Origin of the sequence: Streptomyces sp. C10-9-1, from assembly GCF_024497955.1 — a bacterium.
Classification (GTDB): Bacteria; Actinomycetota; Actinomycetes; order Streptomycetales; family Streptomycetaceae; genus Streptomyces; species Streptomyces sanyensis.
This window is the reverse complement of the sequence record NZ_JANHKP010000005.1, coordinates 318,973-337,877: the sequence shown is the minus strand read 5'-3', so window position 1 is coordinate 337,877 and position 18,905 is coordinate 318,973. Positions and strand designations below refer to the sequence as shown.

The 18,905-nt window shown below is 76.4% G+C and carries 21 protein-coding genes; 13 read left to right on the top strand and 8 right to left on the bottom strand.

Annotated features, from left to right (window positions below):
• Positions 1-83: 83 nt before the first annotated feature.
• Positions 84-644, bottom strand: coding sequence for a potassium channel family protein (locus tag NPS70_RS09615; RefSeq protein ID WP_374211969.1), 561 nt, complete (start codon positions 642-644; stop codon positions 84-86).
• Complete coding sequence (locus NPS70_RS09610) at positions 641-2,101, bottom strand: chloride channel protein (protein ID WP_256523670.1); 1,461 nt, start codon at positions 2,099-2,101, stop codon at positions 641-643. The genes NPS70_RS09615 and NPS70_RS09610 overlap by 4 nt, the downstream gene beginning before the upstream one ends.
• Before the next feature lie 218 nt (positions 2,102-2,319).
• Here NPS70_RS09610 and NPS70_RS09605 point away from each other — a divergent pair, with 218 nt between their 5' ends.
• Entirely contained in the window at positions 2,320-2,763 is a 444-nt protein-coding gene (locus tag NPS70_RS09605; protein ID WP_256523669.1) for a hypothetical protein, read from the top strand.
• 291 nt (positions 2,764-3,054) lie between these two features.
• Complete coding sequence (locus NPS70_RS09600; protein ID WP_256523718.1) at positions 3,055-5,073, top strand: SpoIIE family protein phosphatase; 2,019 nt, start codon at positions 3,055-3,057, stop codon at positions 5,071-5,073.
• A gap of 125 nt (positions 5,074-5,198) precedes the next feature.
• Here the strand turns inward: NPS70_RS09600 and NPS70_RS09595 are convergent, their stop codons facing one another.
• Together NPS70_RS09595 and NPS70_RS09590 are read right to left on the bottom strand one after the other, a co-directional pair.
• Positions 5,199-6,566, bottom strand: a complete 1,368-nt coding sequence (locus tag NPS70_RS09595) for an alpha-lytic protease prodomain-containing protein (protein ID WP_256523668.1) — start codon at positions 6,564-6,566, stop codon at positions 5,199-5,201.
• Between the two features lie 70 nt (positions 6,567-6,636).
• The gene (locus NPS70_RS09590; RefSeq protein WP_256523667.1) at positions 6,637-7,743 is read right to left on the bottom strand and encodes a LysR family transcriptional regulator; all 1,107 of its coding nucleotides are present in this window, start codon (positions 7,741-7,743) and stop codon (positions 6,637-6,639) included.
• Positions 7,744-7,985: 242 nt separating this feature from the next.
• Between NPS70_RS09590 and NPS70_RS09585 the strand changes: the two genes are divergently transcribed.
• Together NPS70_RS09585 and NPS70_RS09580 are read left to right on the top strand one after the other, a co-directional pair.
• On the top strand, positions 7,986-8,456 hold the full coding sequence (locus NPS70_RS09585; protein WP_256523666.1) for a cation:proton antiporter regulatory subunit: 471 nt from the start codon (positions 7,986-7,988) through the stop codon (positions 8,454-8,456).
• Between the two features lie 3 nt (positions 8,457-8,459).
• Positions 8,460-9,698, top strand: a complete 1,239-nt coding sequence (locus NPS70_RS09580; protein ID WP_256523665.1) for a cation:proton antiporter — start codon at positions 8,460-8,462, stop codon at positions 9,696-9,698.
• A 54-nt stretch (positions 9,699-9,752) separates the two neighbouring features.
• Here NPS70_RS09580 and NPS70_RS09575 read toward each other — a convergent pair whose 3' ends face one another.
• Complete coding sequence (locus NPS70_RS09575) at positions 9,753-10,655, bottom strand: LysR family transcriptional regulator (protein WP_256523664.1); 903 nt, start codon at positions 10,653-10,655, stop codon at positions 9,753-9,755.
• A 267-nt stretch (positions 10,656-10,922) separates the two neighbouring features.
• On the opposite strand from NPS70_RS09575, the gene NPS70_RS09570 reads away from it, so the two are divergent.
• From NPS70_RS09570 to NPS70_RS09560, 3 genes are all read left to right on the top strand, one after another.
• On the top strand, positions 10,923-11,759 hold the full coding sequence (locus NPS70_RS09570) for a VOC family protein (RefSeq protein ID WP_256523663.1): 837 nt from the start codon (positions 10,923-10,925) through the stop codon (positions 11,757-11,759).
• A gap of 170 nt (positions 11,760-11,929) precedes the next feature.
• Positions 11,930-12,175, top strand: a complete 246-nt coding sequence (locus NPS70_RS09565; protein ID WP_308314992.1) for a DUF5133 domain-containing protein — start codon at positions 11,930-11,932, stop codon at positions 12,173-12,175.
• A gap of 83 nt (positions 12,176-12,258) precedes the next feature.
• Positions 12,259-13,536 carry an aromatic acid exporter family protein gene (locus NPS70_RS09560; RefSeq protein ID WP_256523661.1) on the top strand — a complete coding sequence of 426 codons (1,278 nt, stop codon included), beginning with the start codon at positions 12,259-12,261 and terminating at the stop codon, positions 13,534-13,536.
• 31 nt (positions 13,537-13,567) lie between these two features.
• Here the strand turns inward: NPS70_RS09560 and NPS70_RS09555 are convergent, their stop codons facing one another.
• Positions 13,568-14,368 (bottom strand): SigB/SigF/SigG family RNA polymerase sigma factor, encoded by an 801-nt coding sequence (locus tag NPS70_RS09555; protein WP_256523660.1) that lies wholly within the window; start codon positions 14,366-14,368, stop codon positions 13,568-13,570.
• A gap of 354 nt (positions 14,369-14,722) precedes the next feature.
• Between NPS70_RS09555 and NPS70_RS09550 the strand changes: the two genes are divergently transcribed.
• On the top strand, positions 14,723-15,100 hold the full coding sequence (locus NPS70_RS09550; protein WP_256523659.1) for an STAS domain-containing protein: 378 nt from the start codon (positions 14,723-14,725) through the stop codon (positions 15,098-15,100).
• A gap of 32 nt (positions 15,101-15,132) precedes the next feature.
• Entirely contained in the window at positions 15,133-15,585 is a 453-nt protein-coding gene (locus NPS70_RS09545; protein WP_256523658.1) for an ATP-binding protein, read from the top strand.
• Between the two features lie 36 nt (positions 15,586-15,621).
• On the opposite strand, the gene NPS70_RS09540 is transcribed toward NPS70_RS09545, so the two are convergent.
• Positions 15,622-16,524, bottom strand: coding sequence for a SigB/SigF/SigG family RNA polymerase sigma factor (locus NPS70_RS09540; RefSeq protein WP_256523657.1), 903 nt, complete (start codon positions 16,522-16,524; stop codon positions 15,622-15,624).
• 126 nt (positions 16,525-16,650) lie between these two features.
• On the opposite strand from NPS70_RS09540, the gene NPS70_RS09535 reads away from it, so the two are divergent.
• The 4 genes from NPS70_RS09535 to NPS70_RS09520 all read left to right on the top strand — a co-directional run bounded on the left by NPS70_RS09535 (position 16,651) and on the right by NPS70_RS09520 (position 18,258).
• The gene (locus NPS70_RS09535) at positions 16,651-17,097 is read left to right on the top strand and encodes an ATP-binding protein (RefSeq protein WP_256523656.1); all 447 of its coding nucleotides are present in this window, start codon (positions 16,651-16,653) and stop codon (positions 17,095-17,097) included.
• A gap of 89 nt (positions 17,098-17,186) precedes the next feature.
• Complete coding sequence (locus tag NPS70_RS09530) at positions 17,187-17,420, top strand: hypothetical protein (protein ID WP_256523655.1); 234 nt, start codon at positions 17,187-17,189, stop codon at positions 17,418-17,420.
• A 113-nt stretch (positions 17,421-17,533) separates the two neighbouring features.
• On the top strand, positions 17,534-17,857 hold the full coding sequence (locus NPS70_RS09525) for a plasmid stabilization protein (protein WP_256523654.1): 324 nt from the start codon (positions 17,534-17,536) through the stop codon (positions 17,855-17,857).
• A gap of 134 nt (positions 17,858-17,991) precedes the next feature.
• Positions 17,992-18,258: a DUF6158 family protein gene (locus tag NPS70_RS09520; RefSeq protein ID WP_256523653.1), complete on the top strand. Its 267-nt coding sequence runs from the start codon at positions 17,992-17,994 to the stop codon at positions 18,256-18,258.
• Between the two features lie 93 nt (positions 18,259-18,351).
• Here the strand turns inward: NPS70_RS09520 and NPS70_RS09515 are convergent, their stop codons facing one another.
• Entirely contained in the window at positions 18,352-18,891 is a 540-nt protein-coding gene (locus NPS70_RS09515) for a type 1 glutamine amidotransferase domain-containing protein (RefSeq protein ID WP_256523652.1), read from the bottom strand.
• Positions 18,892-18,905 lie beyond the last annotated feature (14 nt).

Genomic DNA, 18,905 nt, shown 5'->3' with positions numbered 1-18,905 from the left:
GGATCCCCGGGACGGGCCGCGGCCGCAACGGCGGCACCCGGCGCGGCCGAGGCCCGGGCCCCCGGCGGCGCGGGCGGGAAGCCTCACCCCTCGTCCTCCGCGGGCCCGGCCTGGCGCCCGAGCCTGCGGCTGACCTGGCTGCGCACCCGGCGGGAGACGGTGGTCGTCGCCGCGGTCAGGAAGACCACGTTGTAGAGGATCTGCACCACGGCCACCACCCGGGCGGTCTGCCCGGTGGGGACGATGTCGCCGTACCCCACCGTCGCCAGGGTCACCACCGTGAAGTAGAGCGCGTCCACCCGCGTGGCCAGCCCGCTGAACTCGCCCGGCTTCTGGGCCAGTGCCTGGTAGGCGCCCGCGAAGACCACCACCGACATGCTCACCAGCAGCATGATCGCGAGCGCCGGGCGGGCGTGGGGCCGGTCCAGGATGACGTTGCGGATCTGGTGCAGCAGCAGCAGGGCGATCGACACCAGCGCCACGCAGAACACCCCCCAGCTGAGCAGCGGCCGCTGCGGCCCCAGGTGGTCGATGGGCAGGAGGAAGTAGGCCACCGCCATCAGCGCGACGGCCGCCGTCGCCATCGACCACCGCACCGCGGGATCCGCGTCGCGCAGGCGGCGCAGGGGGCGCGGGCGCCTCACGGTCCGCCGCCCTCGGCCCGGGGGTCCCCCTTCGGGGCCGCTCCTCCGCCCGTGCCGGGCCCTCGCCCGGCCCCCTCCGGAGCGCCGCCGTCCGCGCCCCGTGCGGCGGCGGGGGTCGGCCCCGCCCCGGGGACGCCCGGGGCGCCGCCCCCGTCCCCGGGACCGGCGGCGGGCTCGCCCGGTGGGCGCTCCAGCAGCTCGGCGACCACGAAGCCGACCACCGCGCACACCGTGATCAGCGGCATCTGCTGCTGGGCGTCCGGGCCCAGCAGCAGCATCGCCAGCACCGCGCTGGTCACCGGCAGCCGGGTGATCGCGGCGGCCGCGGTGACCAGGCCCACGGCCAGCGCCGGCGTGGTGCCCAGCCCCGGCAGCCCGGACACCGCGACGCCGCCCGCCGCCCCGATCAGCACCGCCGGGAAGATCGGCCCCCCGCGCAGGCTGCCCAGGCACACACCCCAGGCCAGGCCCTTGCACAGCACCAGCACCAGCAGGGCCCCGACCGACCAGGAGTGGGGGTCGGCCGCGAGTTCGGCCAGCCCCGCCTGTCCGGACAGTGCCGCCTCCGTGGGAGCCCGGCCCGTCAGCAGCGCGTACACGGTCAGCAGCACCCCGACGGCGGCGGCGCACAGCACGGTGCGCAGGGCCGTGTGGCGGCCGGTCCAGGCGGCGGTCACCCGTCCGACGCGGTGCATCGAGGTGACGACGAAGGCCAGGACCACCGCCAGCGGCACGCCCCACAGGAAGTCCCCCGCGTCGGGCGAGGCGGGCGGAGGGACCTCGGGAAGCGACAGCGCGCCGATGGACAGCCCCGTCCAGCTGCCGAAGCCGGTGAAGACCAGTGCCCCGACCCCGCTGGCCAGCAGGCACGGGAGCAGGAGGATCACCATCCGGGGGGCCGCGAGTCCCGCGGCCTCCAGCATCAGCACGGCGGCGACCACGGGGCCGCCCAGGATGGTGGAGATGGCGGCCGTGGACCCGGCCGTGCCCAGCACCATCGCCGCCTGCGGCTCGGCCTCCCGCTGGGCGGGCCGCAGCACCAGCAGCGCCAGCCCGCTCCCCACGGCCATCAGCGGAGCCTCGGGGCCGAGCACCACGCCCAGCGGCAGGGTCGCCACCGCCGCCAGCACCACCCCGGGCAGGCTCCCGGGACCCAGCACGGGGCCGCCCAGTCCGTGCACCGGCACATGCCCCCCGCGGCCCGGCATCCGGGTGACGATCGGCGCCAGGATCAGCCCGGCCAGCAGGAGGGCGGGCAGCGGCCACCACCAGGGCGCCCGGTCGTACCCGGCCTTCCCGGGCAGGGTCTCCCACACCCAGTGCTGGAGCTGGTGCTGGGCACTGACGAAGAAGAAGCAGGCCAGCGCGATCGGGACGCCGATGACGGCGGACGCCACCAGCAGCCGCGCGTAGCCCCGGTTGTGGAGCATCTCGCGCAGACCGGTCGCTTCGGCCATCGGCCCTCCCGCTGTCGCCGTCCGCCCCAGTCAACGCCGGAGCGCGGGCACCGCGCCCGGCGGACTGACCGGTCCGGGTGACGCGCCGGGCCGCCGCGCGTCCCGTGACGGCGGGGGCGAATCACCCGTTCGGCCCCCGCCGGCGGGTGGGATCCCCGCTCGCCCGTGACGCTCGAAGCCCCGCGCGACACGGCACGGGCCGCAGAAGGAGCATGTCCATGAGCCAGCAGACACCGCCGGCGGGAGCACGGCCGCCGGTCCCCGATCCCCGGAGCGGCTGGGTCACCGGCGGAGTGGTCTTCGCCGGGATCCTGATGATCTGCGGCGGCGTCCTCGCCGCGCTGCAGGGGATCGCCGCGATCGCCGAGGACGACTGGTACGGCCGCGTCGGCGACTACGTGTACCGCATCAACCTCACCGGATGGGGCTGGATCCACCTGATCATGGGCCTCCTGGTGGTCCTGGTCGGCGCCTGGCTCCTCAAGGGCGCGCCGTGGGCCCGCTACACGGCCATCGTGCTCGCCTCGCTCTCCCTCATCGCCCAGTTCCTCTTCCTGCCGTACGCGCCGATCTGGTCGGTGATCATGATCGCCATCGACGTGTTCGTCATCTGGGCGCTCGCCGCCTACCAGTCCCACGACAGCCCCCTGAGCGCCCCCTGAGCGCCGTGCCGTCCCCGCCCCGGTGCGGGCGGCTGCGGGGCCGGGCGGGTGCCCTCCCGCCGGACGCGTGCGCTCCGGCGGGAACCCGTCCGGCCCGGGGGCTGCGGCACCGGCCGCGGCGGAGGGAGTATGGGGGTACCCGTCATCCCGGTGCGGGGACCTGCGAGCCGTCGCACGCCCCCGCGCACCGCGACAGGGGAAGGAGCGACGGTGGGCAGCGCCGACCTGTTCCGTGCCGGTCTCGCCGACGACGGCACCACGGATGCCGCGCTGTCGCCGCCCGGAGGGCTGATGGACGTGCTCGGCGTCGCCGCCGTGGTCCTCGACGCCCAGGGCCGGGTCGTGCTCTGGAGCCCGCAGGCCGAGCAGCTGCTCGGCTACTCCGCCCAGGAGGCCCTCGGCCAGTACGCGGCCCGGCTCCTGGTCGCCGACGAGCACCTGGACCTCGTGCTCGACCTGTTCCGCGAGGTCATGGAGAGCGGGGAGGGCTGGGAGGGGGTCTTCCGGGTCCGGCGCAAGGACGGCACGACCCTGCCGCTGGAGTGGCGCAACATGCGCCTCCAGGACGACCTCGGGGGGTACTACGCCCTGGGCCTCGCCACCGACCAGGCGACCCTGCGCCGGGTGGAGAGGGACCTGGCGCTCTCGGTCCGCCTCGTCGACCAGTCCCCGATCGGTGTGCTGGTCCTCGGCACCGACCTGCGCTGCGTGGCCGTCAACCCCGCCCTGGAGCGCATCGGCGGCCGGACCGCGGGCGAACTCGTGGGGCACCCGATCCGCGAGACGCTCCCCTTCGGCGACGCCGACAGGCTGGAGGCCGCCATGCGCGGGGTGCTGGCCAGCGGCCGGCCGCTGGTCGACCGCCATGTGCTCGGCCGGCCTCCGGGGGCCGCCGACGGGGAGCACGCGTGGTCGGTCTCCCTGCACCGGCTGGACGACCCCGGGGGCAGGGTCCTCGGGCTGGCCGTGTCCGTCATCGACGTCACCGACCGGCACCGGGCGGCGACCGAGGCCGAACGGGCCCGCCGCCGGCTGACGCTCGTCGCCGACGCCTCCGTGCGCGTCGGCACCACCCTGGACCTGGAGCAGACGGCCCGTGAACTCGCCGAGGTCGCGGTGCCCGCGCTGGCGGACGTGGCGGCCGTCGACGTCCTCGACCGCATCCTCACCGACCCCGAAGCCCGTCCCGCCCCGGAGGGGGACGACGGCCCCGCCCTCATCAGGGCCCTGGCCGTGGCCGCCGCCTACCCGACCGTCGCCGTCCGGGCGGCCGACCCACCGGGCGAGATCGCCCGCTACGTCGCCGGCCGGCTCGTCACCCGGTGCGTGCGGACCGGCCGCCCGGTGCTGGTCCCGCGCGTCGAGGAGGGCCACCTGCGGGACATCGCCCGCGACGAGCACGCCGCGGCCCTGCTCGCCCGCGCCGGTGTCCACTCCTACCTGGCGGTGCCGCTGACCGCCCGCGGCCAGGTGCTCGGCGCGCTGGACCTCAAGCGGGCCCGCAACGAGGAGCCGTTCACCGAGGACGACGTGCTGCTCGCCACCGAGCTGGCCTCCCGCGCCGCGGTCTGCATCGACAACGCCCGCTGGTACCGGCAGCAGCGCGAGACCGCGCTCACCCTGCAGCGGAGCATGCTCCCGGAGATGCCGCAGCGCCTGGTGGGCCTGGAGGCCGCCTCCCGCTACCAGCCCGCCCGGGCCGGCAGCGAGATCGGCGGCGACTGGTTCGACGTCATCCCCATGGACCGCGAGCGCACCGCGCTGGTCGTCGGCGACGTGATGGGCAGCGGCATCAACGCCGCCACCGCGATGGGGCGGCTGCGCACCGCGACGCAGACCCTCTCCCGGCTCGCGCTCGACCCGGCCGTGGTGCTGCGGCACCTGGACGAGATCACCGCGGGCCTCGACCCGTACATCGCGACCTGCATCTACGCCGTCTACGACCCGCACCGCGCCCAGGTCTGCCTCGCCAACGCCGGGCACCTGCCCCCCGTCCTGGTGCGGCGCGGCTGCGCCCCGCGCCTGCTCGACCTGCCCACCGGCACACCGCTCGGCGTCGGCGGCGTCGGCGGGGTCGCCCTGCGCAGCATCACGGTGGGCATCGACCCCGGCGACGTCCTCGTGCTGTACACGGACGGCCTCGTCGAGACCCGGGACCAGGACATCGACATCCGCCTGCGTTCGCTGACCGCGCTGCTGCAAACCGCCGACGACTCGCTCGCCGACACCTGCGACCGGCTGCTGCGGTCGCTGCGCCGCCCCGACACCCCCGACGACGTCGCCCTGCTCATCGCCCGTGCCACGGGCTGACCGGCCGGGCGGCCCCCGCCGCCCGGCCGGTCACCTGCCCTCCCGGGTGCCACGGCCCCGGCCCGGGCACCGCCGGGTGCGCCGCGGCCCCTCAGCCCGCGGCGCACCCGGGGCCGGTCACCCCGTCACAGGCGCTGCCACAGCGCGGGGACGTTCGGGGGCTCCCAGCCGCTCTGGGCCTGGTGGCCCTGGATGCAGCGGTAGGTCGCGCCACCGTAGGTGACCTGGGCACCCGCCGCGTAGACCGTCCCTGCGGCCCACGTCCCACCGGGCTCGTCCGGCGGATCGCCCGGCCCCGGGTCGGTCGTGGTCTTCAGGGTCAGCCCGTACCCCTGGAGCAGCGGGTTGATCGGCTGGTGGTACGTGGTGCCGCCGGTGCGGCAGTCGCCCGAGCCGCCGGAGGTGACCCCCTGCGCCTGGCTGCCCGAGATGTAGGAGCCACCCGAGTCGCCCGGCTCGGCGCAGACGGAGGTCCGGGTCACCCCGGTGATGGTGCCCTCGGGGTAGGTGACGCTGGTGTTGTGCTGCTGGATCGTGCCGCAGTGCCAGCCGGTGGTGGAGCCGGAGCGGCACACCGAGGCGCCGACCGGCTGCTGCACGGACCCGGTCACCTGCACGTTCGCCCCGCCCGCGCCCTTGACGTACGGGGTCGCGGTCCACTGGCTGTTCGCCAGCACCCAGGCGGTGTCCCGGCCGGGGAAGGTGGACGCCTGGAAGGAGCCCTGGGAGACCCGGTTGTAGCCGCTCGTCGAGGTGCCCGCACGCCCGCAGTGCCCGGCGGTGGCGAAGCCCTGCTGGGTGCCGCGGGTGACCGCGAAGCCGACCGAGCAGCGGCCGCCGCTGCCCATGTAGTAGGCGTCGCCGCCGCGGATGTCGTACAGCGGGCGCGGCCGCTCGGTGGTGCCCTCGACGCGTATCCGGTCGCGGTCGGCCCCGCTGGCGGTGATCAGGGCCTCGGCCGCGGCGGTGTCGGAGGCCCGCACCACGACGGTGTTCGCCCGCACGTCCACGTACCAGACCGGGACGGCGGTCGAGCCGTGCCGCCCGGCCGCCTGGTCCAGGGCGCCCTTGGCGCGGTCGAGTTCGCCGAGCGTGTGGGGCACGACCCTCGCCTCGGCCCCCGCGGCGCGGATCGCCGCGCGGTCCGAGGTCCGCGCGGTGGCCACCGTCAGCGTGCCCGACTCGGTTCCGGACACCCAGGCGCCGGCGTAGGAGGCGCCCAGCTTCTGGCGGAGCACGGCGGCGGCGGTGCCGGCCTCCGCCTCGTTGACCAGCCGCCGTTCGGCCTGCGTCCGGCTCAGGCCCAGGTCGCGCTCCATGGCGCGCAGCAGCTCCGGTGGGGCGGCGTCCACGGCGAGCGTGGCCGCGGCGGTGTCCACCGCCGGGTCCGCGGCGGTCGGGTGGGCCGCCGCGGTGCCCTGGAGCGAGGCCAGCACCAGCGCGCCGACGGCGACCGCGCCGGCGCACGCCGCCCTGGCTTGTCTGTGGAACATGGGGAGTCCCCTCGGTGTCGGTTGAGGTGTGCCGAAACCGTAGGGAGCGGCCCTGGCGGTGCGTCAGCTGTCAACCGGCCCCCTGCACGGCGTTATGGCGTGCCCCGCCCCCGTGCTGCCGGCCGCTCCCGCGGGGCGGACCGCCCGCGTGCGGCTCCCCGCTCCTGCCGTGCGGCTCCCGGCCCGCCGGGGCCCGGGCGGGGCCCTGCCCCGCGGGGAGGCGCAGCGCCGCGCCGCCGCCCGCGGCCAGCCAGCGGGCGTAGCTGGGGCTGCGTCCGGCCGCCTCGGCGTGCGCCCGCCGCACATGGGTGATGACCGCGGGCGCGTCCGCCGCGGCCGGGGACGCGGGATGCCACCCCAGCAGGTGGCGCCAGACCAGGGGCGTGCCCGCGAGGGCGCGGGTGACCAGCCCCGGTGTCGCGGGGAACGTGGCACGGCACAGCCCCACCGCCCGCCCCACCTGCACCAGATGGACGCAGGAGGCGGTGTCGGTCTCGTACACCCGTGCAGGGGTGAAGCCCGCCCGTACGCAGGCGGCCGCGAAGCAGTCGCCGAAGCAGCCGTCGCCGGGGACGTCCGCCCAGGCCTCGCCCGCCAGCTCCTCCAGCGCCACCTCCTCCCGGCCGGCGAGCGGGTGCCCCGTCGGGAGCATCGCGAACACCGGGTCGCGGGCCACCTCCGTCCACGCCAGCCGGCCGGCCTCGGGCGGTGCGCTCTCCCCGCAGGTGCCGATCAGGGCGTAGTCCAGCCTCCCGTCCACGGCCTGCGCGGCGATCTCCCGCTCGGACCAGGAGGTGTGCGTGGCCACGTTCGCCTCCGGCTGCGCCGCCGCGAGCCGGTCGACGAGCCCGCCGAGCAGCGGGCCGTGCGTCCCGCCCAGCCGGAAGCCCTGCCGGCCGCCCTCCCGGGAGCGGGCGAACCGCACCGCCTCCTCCTGTAGTTCGTGCACCGCGGGGAGGACCACCCGGGCGCGGTCGAGCACCAGTTCGCCCAGTGCCGTGGCCCGCACACCGCTGCGGCCGCGCTCGAACAGCGCGCCCCCGAGCGACCGCTCGATCCTGCGCAGCTGCGCGCTGAGCGCCGGCTGGGCCAGCCCCAGGGCCGTCGCCGCCTTGGTCAGGCTGCCGGCCTCCGCGATGGCCCGGATCGTCTTCAGATGCCGCAACTCCAGTTCCATGGACGCAGCTTGACGTCGCGGGACCGCCCCGGCAAGGAGTTGGTCCATACCAGTGACCGGGAGGGCCGGCGGGCCCGCCCCGGCCGGTGGGCCCGCACCCGCTACCGGCCGGGGCGACGGGGATGAAACGATGGCGCGGATCCACCGGCCGACCGGCCCGTGACCTCCGCCGGGCGGCCCAGCCGGGCGGGCGGACACGCCGCACGCACACACAAGGAGGACGGGCCGTGCCCGCTCCACGGATGAGCACGACACCGCTGCCCGGCATCGGTGTCCAGTACGACCTCACCACGCGCGAGCACCGGCACCTGTCGGTGGTCGCCCACCGGGACGGGACCCGGTCGGTCAACGTCTACCGGTCCGACGACCCCGACGCCTGCGCCCAGTCGCTGCACCTGACCGGCGCCGAGGCGGCCTCGCTGATCGACGCCCTGATGCCCGACCACCACAACCCCAACGTCCTGCACACCACCGACCTCGGGCTGGTCGCGGAGCGCGTCGAGCTGTCCGCCCACTCGGTGTGGAACGGCAGGGTGATGGGTGACATGCGGCTGCGCACGGAGACGGGGGTGTCGGTGGTCGCGGTGCTGCGCCGCGCCGAGGCCGTCCCCTCGCCGGGGCCGGACTACCGCCTCGCCGGAGGGGACACGCTGATCGTCGTCGGCACGCGCGAGGGCGTCGACGCCGCCGCCGGGATCCTCGGAAGGGAGTGATCGGTGCACTCCGCTGTCTTCCTGATCGAGTTCGGCGCGATCATCCTCGGCCTCGGCCTGCTCGGGCGCTTCGCTGGACGCTTCCGCTTCTCGCCCATCCCGCTGTACCTGCTGGCCGGCCTGGCGTTCGGCGAGGGCGGCCTGCTGCCGCTCGGCGCGAGCGAGGAGTTCGTGGCCATCGGCGCCGAGATCGGCGTGATCCTCCTGCTGCTGATGCTGGGCCTGGAGTACACGGCCAGCGATCTGGTCTCGAACCTGAAGTCCCAGTACCCGGCGGGCCTGGTGGACTTCACCCTCAACGCGCTGCCCGGAGCGGCCGCGGCCCTCCTCATGGGCTGGGGCCCGGTGGCCGCGGTGGTCCTCGCGGGCGTGACCTGGATCTCCTCGTCCGGCGTCATCGCCAAGGTCCTCGGCGACCTCGGACGGGTCGGCAACCGGGAGACCCCGGTGATCCTGAGCATCCTGGTCCTCGAGGACCTGGCCATGGCCGTCTACCTGCCGATCATCACCGCGCTGCTCGCCGGTGTGGGCCTGGCCGCGGGCAGTGTCACCCTCGCCATCGCCCTGGGCGTCGCCGGGCTGGTGCTCTTCGCCGCCCTGCGCTACGGGCGCGTCATCTCCCGCTTCGTCAGCAGCGACGACCCGGAGAAGCTGCTGCTCGTGGTCCTGGGCCTGACCCTGCTGGTCGCCGGGATCGCCCAGCAGCTCCAGGTGTCCGCCGCGGTGGGCGCCTTCCTCGTCGGCATCGCGCTCTCCGGCGAGGTGGCCGAGGGCGCCCACACCCTGCTGAGCCCCCTGCGGGACCTGTTCGCCGCGGTCTTCTTCGTCTTCTTCGGCCTGCACACCGACCCGGCGGAGATCCCCCCGGTGCTGCTGCCCGCCCTGGCACTGGCGACCGTCACCGCCCTCACCAAGGTCGCCACGGGCTACTGGGCCGCCAAGCGCGCCGGCATCGGCCCGCGGGGCCGCTGGCGGGCCGGCGGCACGCTCGTCGCGCGCGGCGAGTTCTCCATCGTGATCGCCGGCCTCGCGGTCTCCGCGGGCATCCAGCCCGCCCTCGGGCCCCTGGCCACGGCCTATGTGTTCATCCTGGTCGTCCTCGGGCCGCTGGCCGCGCGGTTCACCGAGCCGGTCGGCACGCGGCTGGCCGCGCGGCTGGCCGCCCGCCGCGCCGCCCCGTCCCCGCCGCCCGTCGCCCCGGAGCCGGACCCCCTCGGGGAGAGGGTCGAGGCGCGCGACTGACAGCGCGCCCCTCCCGGCTCCCGCCGGAGCCGGGACGGGCCGCCGTGCCCCGCGTCACCCGCCGCCGCCTCCGGGCAGGCGGGTGCGCAACCGCTCGTGGACCCACGCGAGCGGCGGATACACCAGCGCTCCGCCGCGCACGGCGAGGAACAGCGTCTCCGGGTGCGCCGCGGCGGGCGTGTGCAGCCGCTCCACCAGGCCCGCCGACAGCGCCGGCGCCGCGACGTAGCGGGGCAGGACGCTCGCCCCCGCGCCCGACACCACCGCGGCCAGCACCGCCCTGAGGTCGGGCACCGTCACGGCCACCGGATTGGCCGGTCGCGCGCCGAACTCGCGCAGCCAGTACTCCCGGACGCCCGGCAGATCGGCCGCGTACCCCACCAGGGGAAGATGGGCCAGGGCGGCGGCCGGGTCCTCGGCCAGCCACCCGGGCTCGACGGTCGCCGCCAGCGGCGGCGGCGCCACCAGGACGGACCCCTCCCGGGCCACGGGTGTCGCAGTGAGCTCCCGACGGTCCGGGCGCACCTCGGACACCACCAGGTCCACCTCCCCGGCGGCCAGCAGCTCCAACGGCCCGGCACCCGGCGCCGCCGCCACCCGCAGCCGCAGGCCGCGCGCGGCAGCGGGCGCCAGCAGGGGCAGCACCCTCAGGGCCACCAGCTCCGCGGGGCCGCCGATCCGGACCGTCCCCACGGGCGGGCCGCCGGCGGCCGCCGGGTCCAGAGCCGCCCGCAGCTCGTCCAGCGGGGCCCCGGCCCGCGCCGCGAGGCGCGCCGCCGGAGCGGTGGGCGCCGTGCCCGCCGCACCGCGCAGGAACAGCCGCTGCCCGAGCTCCTCCTCCAGGCGGTCCAGCCGCTCGCCCACCTCCTGCGGGGACAGCCCGAGGCGCCCGGCCGCCGCGGGGACGCCGCGCCGGTACACCTCCAGGAAGGTCCACAGCAGGTCGAGGCCCGTCATGGGCGGCCCCCTCCTCCGCGGGAAGGCTGACGTCCTCCATGATGCCCGCGGGCGCGTCCCTGCGGGGCACCGAGCGGCCGGGCCCGCCCCCTGCCCCGACCCGCCGTGACGACACAGGCGAGCCGTCCCGTCACCGGCCGTGACGACCGGCTAGCCTGTTCGCGGCGCACGGAGGAACATGGGTTCCGCAGACGCGGCGCCTCGCACACGGCGAGCGGCGCTGCAGCGCGCAGCGGCTCACCGGAGCCCCGACAGCCGGACGTGGTGATGAACGACAAGACGACCCGGTCCGTGACCGCCCCGACCAGCGAATCCGTCTACGGCGCCCCCTGCTGGGTCAGCCTGATGGCCCGCGACCTCGGGGCCGCCCAGGACTTCTACGGCACCGTCCTCGGCTGGGAGTTCCGCAAGGGCAGACTCGGGGACGACTTCACCATCGCCCTCGCCGACGGTGTCCCCGTCGCCGGGATCGGCGCCCTCGCGCCGAGGCTGACCGTCGCCGTGGCCTGGACGCCCTACTTCGCCGTCGAGGACGCGGACCTCGCCGGAGCGCGGATCCGCGAGCGCAGCGGCACCGTGGCCGTGGGACCGATCTCCCTGTCGACCGGGCGCGGGCTGCTGGCCGCCGACCGGGACGGCGCCGTGTTCGGCGTGTGGGAGGGCGAACTGGTCCACGACTGGCCCGCCTGGCGCGACCACGCCCCCGCGTGGATCCGGCTGCTGTCCCGCGACGCCTTCGACTCGGCCATCTTCTACGGCGAGGTCTTCGACTGGGCCGGCGGCCGCGCGGGCTGCTGCGAGGTGACCTATGCCGAGGGCGCGGTGCTGCTCCACCGCGACGGACGCGTCCTCGCCCGCCTCACCTCCGGTGCCGACCCCACCTCGGGCAACCCGCTGCTGCATCCTCGCTGGCACGTCCACTTCGCGGTGAAGGACGTCGAGGAGACCGCGAGCGCCGCCCGCCGGTGCGGCGCGACACTGCTCGGCGAGCGCTCCACGTCGACCGGGGCGGAGGTGAGCCTGCGCGACCCCGACGGCGCCATCTTCACCGTCTCCTCCTACGACGGGATGGTGCCCGACCTGCCGCACCCGCTGGTCCACTGACCGCGCCGTCCGGCACGGCACCCACCGGACCCGCCCCCGGGCGCCGGTAGTGACGGACGGTGACGCTCCGTCTGGCGGACGGGGTCGCACCGGACCACAATGAGGCTCCGGACGGACGTCGTTCCGCCGTGTGCCGGGGGTTCGCAGAAACCGGGAGACACACGATGCTGATGCCCGACACGAGCGTCGTCAGCAGGCTCATCGCACGCTACCGGGCCCAGGAGCACCGGCTCCTCCACGCCCCGCACGACGAGCAGGCCCGCCGGACGTTCGAGGACACCGCCTACACGCTGTGCGTGCTGATGTGCGAGCGCACGGCCCGGGAGGCGGTCCTCGCCGCGGAGCGGTACGTGCGCCTGCAGCTGGCGTCCGGCCCGCAGAACGTGACCGGGCGGACGGCCGCCGAGGGCTGCTGACGCCCCGGCCCGTGCCCGTCCGCGCCCCGTGCGCGCCGGGCACGGGCGCGGACGCAGGGCCCCGCCCGGGGCCGGGAAGGAGCATGGTGCCCGACGCGCGCCCACGGTGGTCGGGGGCCGTCGCCGGCCTCCTGCGGCGGCGCCGGGACCCCGTCGTCACCCAGACCCTGCGCTCCAGCGCGGCGGCCACCCTCTCCTACGTCGTCGCCCTGCAGCTGAGCAGCGAGCCGGTGCCGCTGACCGCCCCCCTGACGGCGCTGCTGGTCGTCCAGGTCACGCTCTACTCCACGCTCACCACCGGCATCCGGCGGGTGAACGCCGTCGTGGTCGGGGTGCTCATCGCCATCGGCTTCAGCGTCCTCGTGGGCCTGAGCTGGTGGAGCCTCGGCCTCGTCATTCTCGCCGCCCTCGTCGTCGGGCGGCTGGCGCGGGTGGAGGAGTTCGTGCCCGAGGTGGCCATCAGCGCGATGCTCGTCCTCGGTGTCACACAGGTCGCCGACACGGCATGGGACCGGGTGCTGGAGACGCTCATCGGCGCCGTCGTCGGGCTGCTCTTCAACACGGTGCTCGTGCCGCCGGTCTGGGTGGCGTCCGCGGGCGACTCCATCGAGGACCTCGCCCGCCGGATGCGCCGGCTGCTCCTGGGGATCGGGGACGAGCTCACGCGCACCACGCCCGTCGAGCGGGCCGCCGAGAAGCTCCACGAGGCCCGCCGCCTGGACAACGACGTGGCCGAGGTCGACGCGGCACTGCGCCAGGCGGAGGACAGCCTGCGGCTCAACCCGCGGGTCAAGGAGGGCCTGCTCAACAGGATCGTGCTCCGCACGGGCCTGGACACCCTGGAGATCTGCGCCGTGGTCCTGCGGGTCATCGCCCGCACGGTCACGGACCTGGCCAAGCACCGCCGGGACGAGGACCTCTTCCCCCGCCGGGTGGGTTCGGCGCTCCAGGACGTCCTCGGGCACGTCGCGGACGCCATGGTCAGCTTCGCGGTGCTGGTCACCTCCGGCGACAGCGGGAACGCCGACGCCGCCGAGGCCCGGCTGGCCGGCGACCTGTCCGCGGCACGCGCCAGCCGCGACACCGCGGCCGACCTCCTGCTCGAAGGCGTCCGAAGGTCCCCGCGGCAGTGGCAGCTGCACGGGGCACTGCTGACCGAGATCGACCGCATCCTCGACGAGATGGACCTCGACCACCGCTCCCGCCGTCTGATGGAGGAGCTGGACCGCCACACCCGGGAGCAGCGGGACCGGCGCCCCCGGCTGTCCGCGCTACGCGACCGCGCCCGCACCACCGGACGCGGGCCGCGGGGCGGCGACGGCCCCCGCCGCCCGGCGGCCTCCGGCAGCGGGCGCCGCTGACGGCGCGGCGACCTCCCGCGAGCGGGCCGGGTCAGGCGGCGTCCTCCGTCACCTCGGTGCGCAGCCGGTGGCACGAGCGGCTGATCAGCCGGGAGACGTGCATCTGGGAGATGCCCATGGTCCGGGCGATGGAGCTCTGCGTCATGTCGCGGAAGAACCTCAGGTAGAGGATGCGCTGCTCGCGTTCGGGCAGGCGCCGCAGCCCGGGCTTGACGGCCTCCCGGTCCACCAGGACGTCCAGGGCCGGATCGCTCGCGCCGAGCGTGTCGCCCAGCGCGTGGCCGTCGTCGGCGCCCGGCGCCTCGGCCTCCAGCGACAGGGTGCTGAAGGCGTCGAGGGCGTCCAGGCCCACCAGGGTGTCCTCCACGCTGAGCCCGGCGCGCTCGGCGGTCTCGGCGACCGTGGGGGATCGGCCCGAGGCCGACTGGGCCAGCTCTCCGCGGGCCGTGCGCACCCGGTTGCGCAGGTCCTGGACCCGGCGCGGGACGTGCAGGGCCCACAGGTGGTCCCGGAAGTGGCGCTTGACCTCGCCGACGATGGTGGGCACCGCGTAGCTCTCGAAGGCGCCACGCTCCGGGTCGTAGCGGTCCACGGCCTTCACCAGCCCGAGGGCGGCGACCTGCCGGAGGTCGTCCAGCGACTCGCCCCGGTCGCGGTACCGCCCGGCGATGCGCTCGGCCACGGGCAGCCAGGCCGCCACGATCTCCTCCCGCAGCTCCCGCCGCGCGGGCCCCTCGGCGAGGCCGGCCAGTCTCCGGAAGGCGGCCGCGGTGTCCGGGGTGTCGGGGTGGCGGCGCCGCCGGTCGGCGGGTCCCGAAGAGCGGTGTTCCATGGCACACCTCGAACGAGCAGGTCGGGGCGGCGGCCGTCCGCGGCGGCGGTCCGGGTGTGCGTGCCCCGGCACGGGCCCGGACCCCGCGGCGGTGTGCTCCGGGGCACACGACGCGCCTGCCCGGACCGCGGCGCCCGGAAACACACGCTTCCGCCCTTCCGCCCCCGGCCCCCGGGGAGGAGCCGCGCGACAGTCCGCACCCGGACCGCGTACCGGGGGCCGACGCGGGTACCCGCCAGACGGGCCGCTCCGCGGCACCCGGTGGCCGGGCCCGGCGCGCCGGGCAATAGTCGAGGAGTCGGCGCCCGCGGCACGTGCCGCAGGCGGACCCCACGGCCAGAGAGGCGGGACCCGATGGACTCGGCAGGAGCGGGGGCATCCGACGGGCGGTTCTCCGTCACCGGCGAGTGGCGCGGCGAGGTGGCCGTCCTCGCCCTCTCCGGGGAACTCGACCACGACACCGCGGAGCCCCTGCGGGAGGCACTCGCGGAGGCAGTGGCCCAGCGCCCCGCCCGGATCGTCGTCGACTGCGGGGAGCTCGGCTTCTGCGACTCCACCGGGCTGAACGTCCTGCTCCACGCACGGCTGGAGGCCCAGGAGGCGGGGTGCACCGTCGAGGTCGCCGCCCTGCGCCAGCCGGTCGCCCGCATGTTCGAGATCACGGGGGCGCACGGCGTCTTCCGTGTCCACGCCGACCTCGACGCGGCACTGGCGGGCGGGCACCCCGCCTGAAGACGCACCCTTCCGTCCACGGGAGCCGACCGATGAGCAGCGGCCTTCGCCCCGACCCGAGCGGCCAGCGGCGCCGCCTCGCCCTGTTCGGCACCCGGGGGGTCGTGGGCCGGTGCCGCGACTTCACCCACGACGCCCTCGACGACTGGGGCTGGCCGCGGGCCGCCGGGCCGGGCGCCGGCCGGGCGGACGGTGCGGGGGAGTGCTCCGAGGACGTGCTGCTCCTCGTCTCCGAGATCGTCACCAACGCCTGCCTGCACGCCGGGGGACCGAGCGAGCTGTCGCTGGAGCAGCGCGGGCTCCACCTGCGGATCGAGGTCGCCGACGGAAGCCCGGAACTCCCGCGCCGCCGGCCCACCGCGGGCCCGGCCCAGCCGGGTGGACACGGTCTGATGGTCCTGGAGCGGCTGGCCAGGCGCTGGGGGGCGGAGCGCCGCGGGGCCGGCAAGGTCGTCTGGGCGGAGGTCCTGCGCCCCCGGCCCTGACCGGCGGGGGCGGCACCGCGTCGGCGGGGGAGGAGGTCAGCGGCCGTCCGACATCCCGGCCCGCAGCCGCGCCAGGATGCCCGAGAGCAGCCGCGAGACGTGCATCTGGGACAGCCCCAGCCGCTCGCCGATCTCCGCCTGGGTGAGTTCGTCGCGGAACCGCAGGGTCAGGATCGCCCGGTCGCGCTCGTCGAGTTCGGCGATCAGCGGACGCAGCGACTGGAGTTCCTCCACGAGGGCGAACGCGGGGTCCTCGGTGCCCAGGCGCCGCGCGACCGGGCCCTCCCCCTCGTCCTCGCCCACCGCGGTGTCGAGCGACTGCGCCGCATAGCCGTTCGCCGCCAGCTCGCCCTCGACCACCTCGGCCTCGCTGACGTGCAGCCGGTCGGCGAGCTCGGCGGTCGTCGGCCGGTGGCCCAGCTCCTGCTCCAGGCCGTCCATCGCCCGGGCCATGCCGATGCGCAGCTCCTGGAGGCGCCGGGGCACCCGCACGGACCAGCTCGAATCCCGGAAGTAGCGCTTGATCTCGCCGGTGATCGTGGGCAGCGCGAAGGAGGTGAACCCCGCCCCGCGCGCCGGGTCGAAGCGGTTGATCGCCTTGATCAGGCCGACGGTCCCGACCTGGACCACGTCCTCCATCGGCTCGGAGCGGTGCGCGAAGCGCGCGGCGGCGTAGCGCACCAGGCTCAGGTTCAGTTCCACCAGCGTGTTGCGGACGTAGGCGTACTCGGCGGTGCCCTCCTCCAGCGCGGCCAGCCGGGTGAAGAGCACCGCGGAGAGGGGCCGGGCGTCCGCCGGGCCGACGGACGAGGGGACGGGCGGCAGGGCCGCGAGGGTCGCGCCGGGGCCGCCGCCGTTCCCGGCGGCGCCCCGTGGGGGAACCCCGCCGCCGGACGCTGCCGCCCGGCCTGCGGGGGGTGCGGGGAGGGTGCTGGACATCGGATTCCTTCGACGGAGCGGGGGCCGGCGCTGTCGGATGCAGCGGGACCGTCGGTTTCATCCCTATTCTCGCAACTTTTCCGGTTCGGATGCGTTGAAGCGCCGGTCCGGGGAAGCCGCAGGGCCATGGGACACGCACCGGGAAGGACACGCGGGACGGGGTACCCGCCCGGCTCCGCGGAGAGCAGGCGCTTCCGGCTGGAGCAGGGACCGGGTGCCGTGGGGCGCTGCCGGGACCTGACCCGCCGGGCGCTGCGCGACTGGTACGCGCTCCCCGGCCCCGAGGGCGCCCTCGCGGCCGGGGACGCGCTGCTCCTCGTCTCCGAGGTCGCGACCAACGCCTACCGTCACGGCGGCGGGCCCCGGGAGCTGGAACTGGTCCGCGGTTCCGGCCGCCTGTGGGTCCGGGTCAGCGACACGAGCACCGCCCGCCCGCGCCCGCGGGACCGGCACCGTGCCGACCAGGTCTCGGGACACGGCCTGTACCTGCTCCAGAGGCTTGCCGCCGAGTGGGGCTGGACCCGCCGCGGCGACGGCAAGGCGGTGTGGTTCGCCGTCGACCTCCCCGGCTGAGCCCGTGCCGGGCAGCCGCCCGGCACGGGCCGCGGCTCCGGCTGGCGGGCCCGGGGACGCGTGCCACAGTGGAGAGCGGAAGGCGCCGCGTGGGCAGCACCCGCGAGCGGGCGGTCGGCGACAGCGGAGAGGACCGCACGATGTTCGGAAGGTTCAAGGCCAAGGCCAAGGAGCTCAGGGGCCGTATGGAGGAGTCCGACGGCATCGTGCTGGAGGACGAGCGCCGGAAGCGGGAGGGGCGGCGCATGGCCGAGCAGGGCCGGGCCGAGGCGGAGGCCGCGCGGGCCAGGTCCGCCCGCCACCACGGCCGGCACGCGAAGTAGGGCCCGGCACCCCCGGGGCCCGGCGCCCGCGGTGCCGGAACCGCCGTGTGGGCGCGGACCGCAGGGGTACCCGGCCGCCCGGCACCGCGGCCGGCGGCGGAAGGGAGCGGAGCATGCCGCGCGGATCGAGTCCCAAGCGGGAGCGGCAGTACGAGCACATCAAGGAGAGCGCCGAGGACCGGGGGGAGAGCACCCGGAGGGCGAAGGAGATCGCGGCCCGCACGGTGAACAAGGAGCGGGCCCGTTCGGGTGAGTCCCGGACCGCGAGCAGGACCTCCACCGAGGACGTCTCCTCCGCGCGCCGCGGGGGCCGGCGCTCCCGCACCGGGGCCGAGGGCCCCACCTACGACCAGCTCTACCAGGAGGCCAGGAAGCGGGGCGTCAAGGGCCGGTCGGGCATGGACAAGCAGCAGCTCAAGCGCTCCCTCGGCTACTGAGTCCGGCTCCCACCCCGCGGCGGACCGCCGTGCCGCCCGCGGTCCCGGCCTGCGCTCGGGACCGGGGGCGGCGATCCTCGAAGAGGGGACGGCCCGCGGAGGCCGGAGCCGCACACAGGGAAGGACGGGACCCCATGACCGACAACGGGCAGGAGCAGCCGGGCACCGGCGACGGACCCCGGGGGGTGGACCCCGCGACGCTGAGCGAGCCGGACCTGCTGCGGGAGCTGGAGGCCATCCACCGCAGCCGCCACGACACCCTGCTGCACGGGTCGGCCGCCGCGCTGGCGGCCCACGACACGCGGATGGGCGACCTGGAGGCCGAGTACCTCAGGCGCCACCGCGACCGGGCGCCCGCCGCGGGCCGCACCCGGGAGGGCGCCCGCGCCCGGGGGGCCTGAGCACCCCGGCCACGGCCTCCCGCCCGTCGCCCGAGGCCGAGCGGGGGCGGAGTCACCCGGGCTCCCCGGCGGCCCGCTCCGCCGGGGACGCCGTCACCGGCCGGGACCGAGGACCCCGGCGAGGGCCCCGAGGAACGCGTCCAGGTCTCCCGGCCGCCGGCTGGTCACCAGCGGCCCGGCACCCGCGGTGCAGACCCGTACCGGCTCGTCGACCCAGATGCCGCCCGCGTTGGTGATGTCCGTGCGCAGACTCGGCCACGAGGTGAGCGTGCGGCCCCGGACCGCGTCGGCCTCCACCAGGAGCCACGGGGCGTGGCAGATGGCCGCCACGGGCCTGCCGTCCTCCATGAAGGCCCGGGCGAAGGCCACCGCGCGGAGGTCCGTGCGCAGGGTGTCGGGATTGGCCACGCCCCCGGGCAGGACGAGGGCGCCGTAGTCCGCGGGGGACGCCTCCGCGACGACCTGGTCGACGGGGAAGGCGTCGGCCGCCTCCAGGTGGCGGAAGGCCCGCACCGTGCCCGGGCGGGTGGCGAGGAGCCGGGGCTCGTGCCCGGCGGCCCGCAGGGCCTGCCAGGGCCCGGTGAGTTCGATCTGCTCCACGCCCTCGTGGGCGGTGAGAAACGCGATCCGCATGGTCCGGCTCCCTT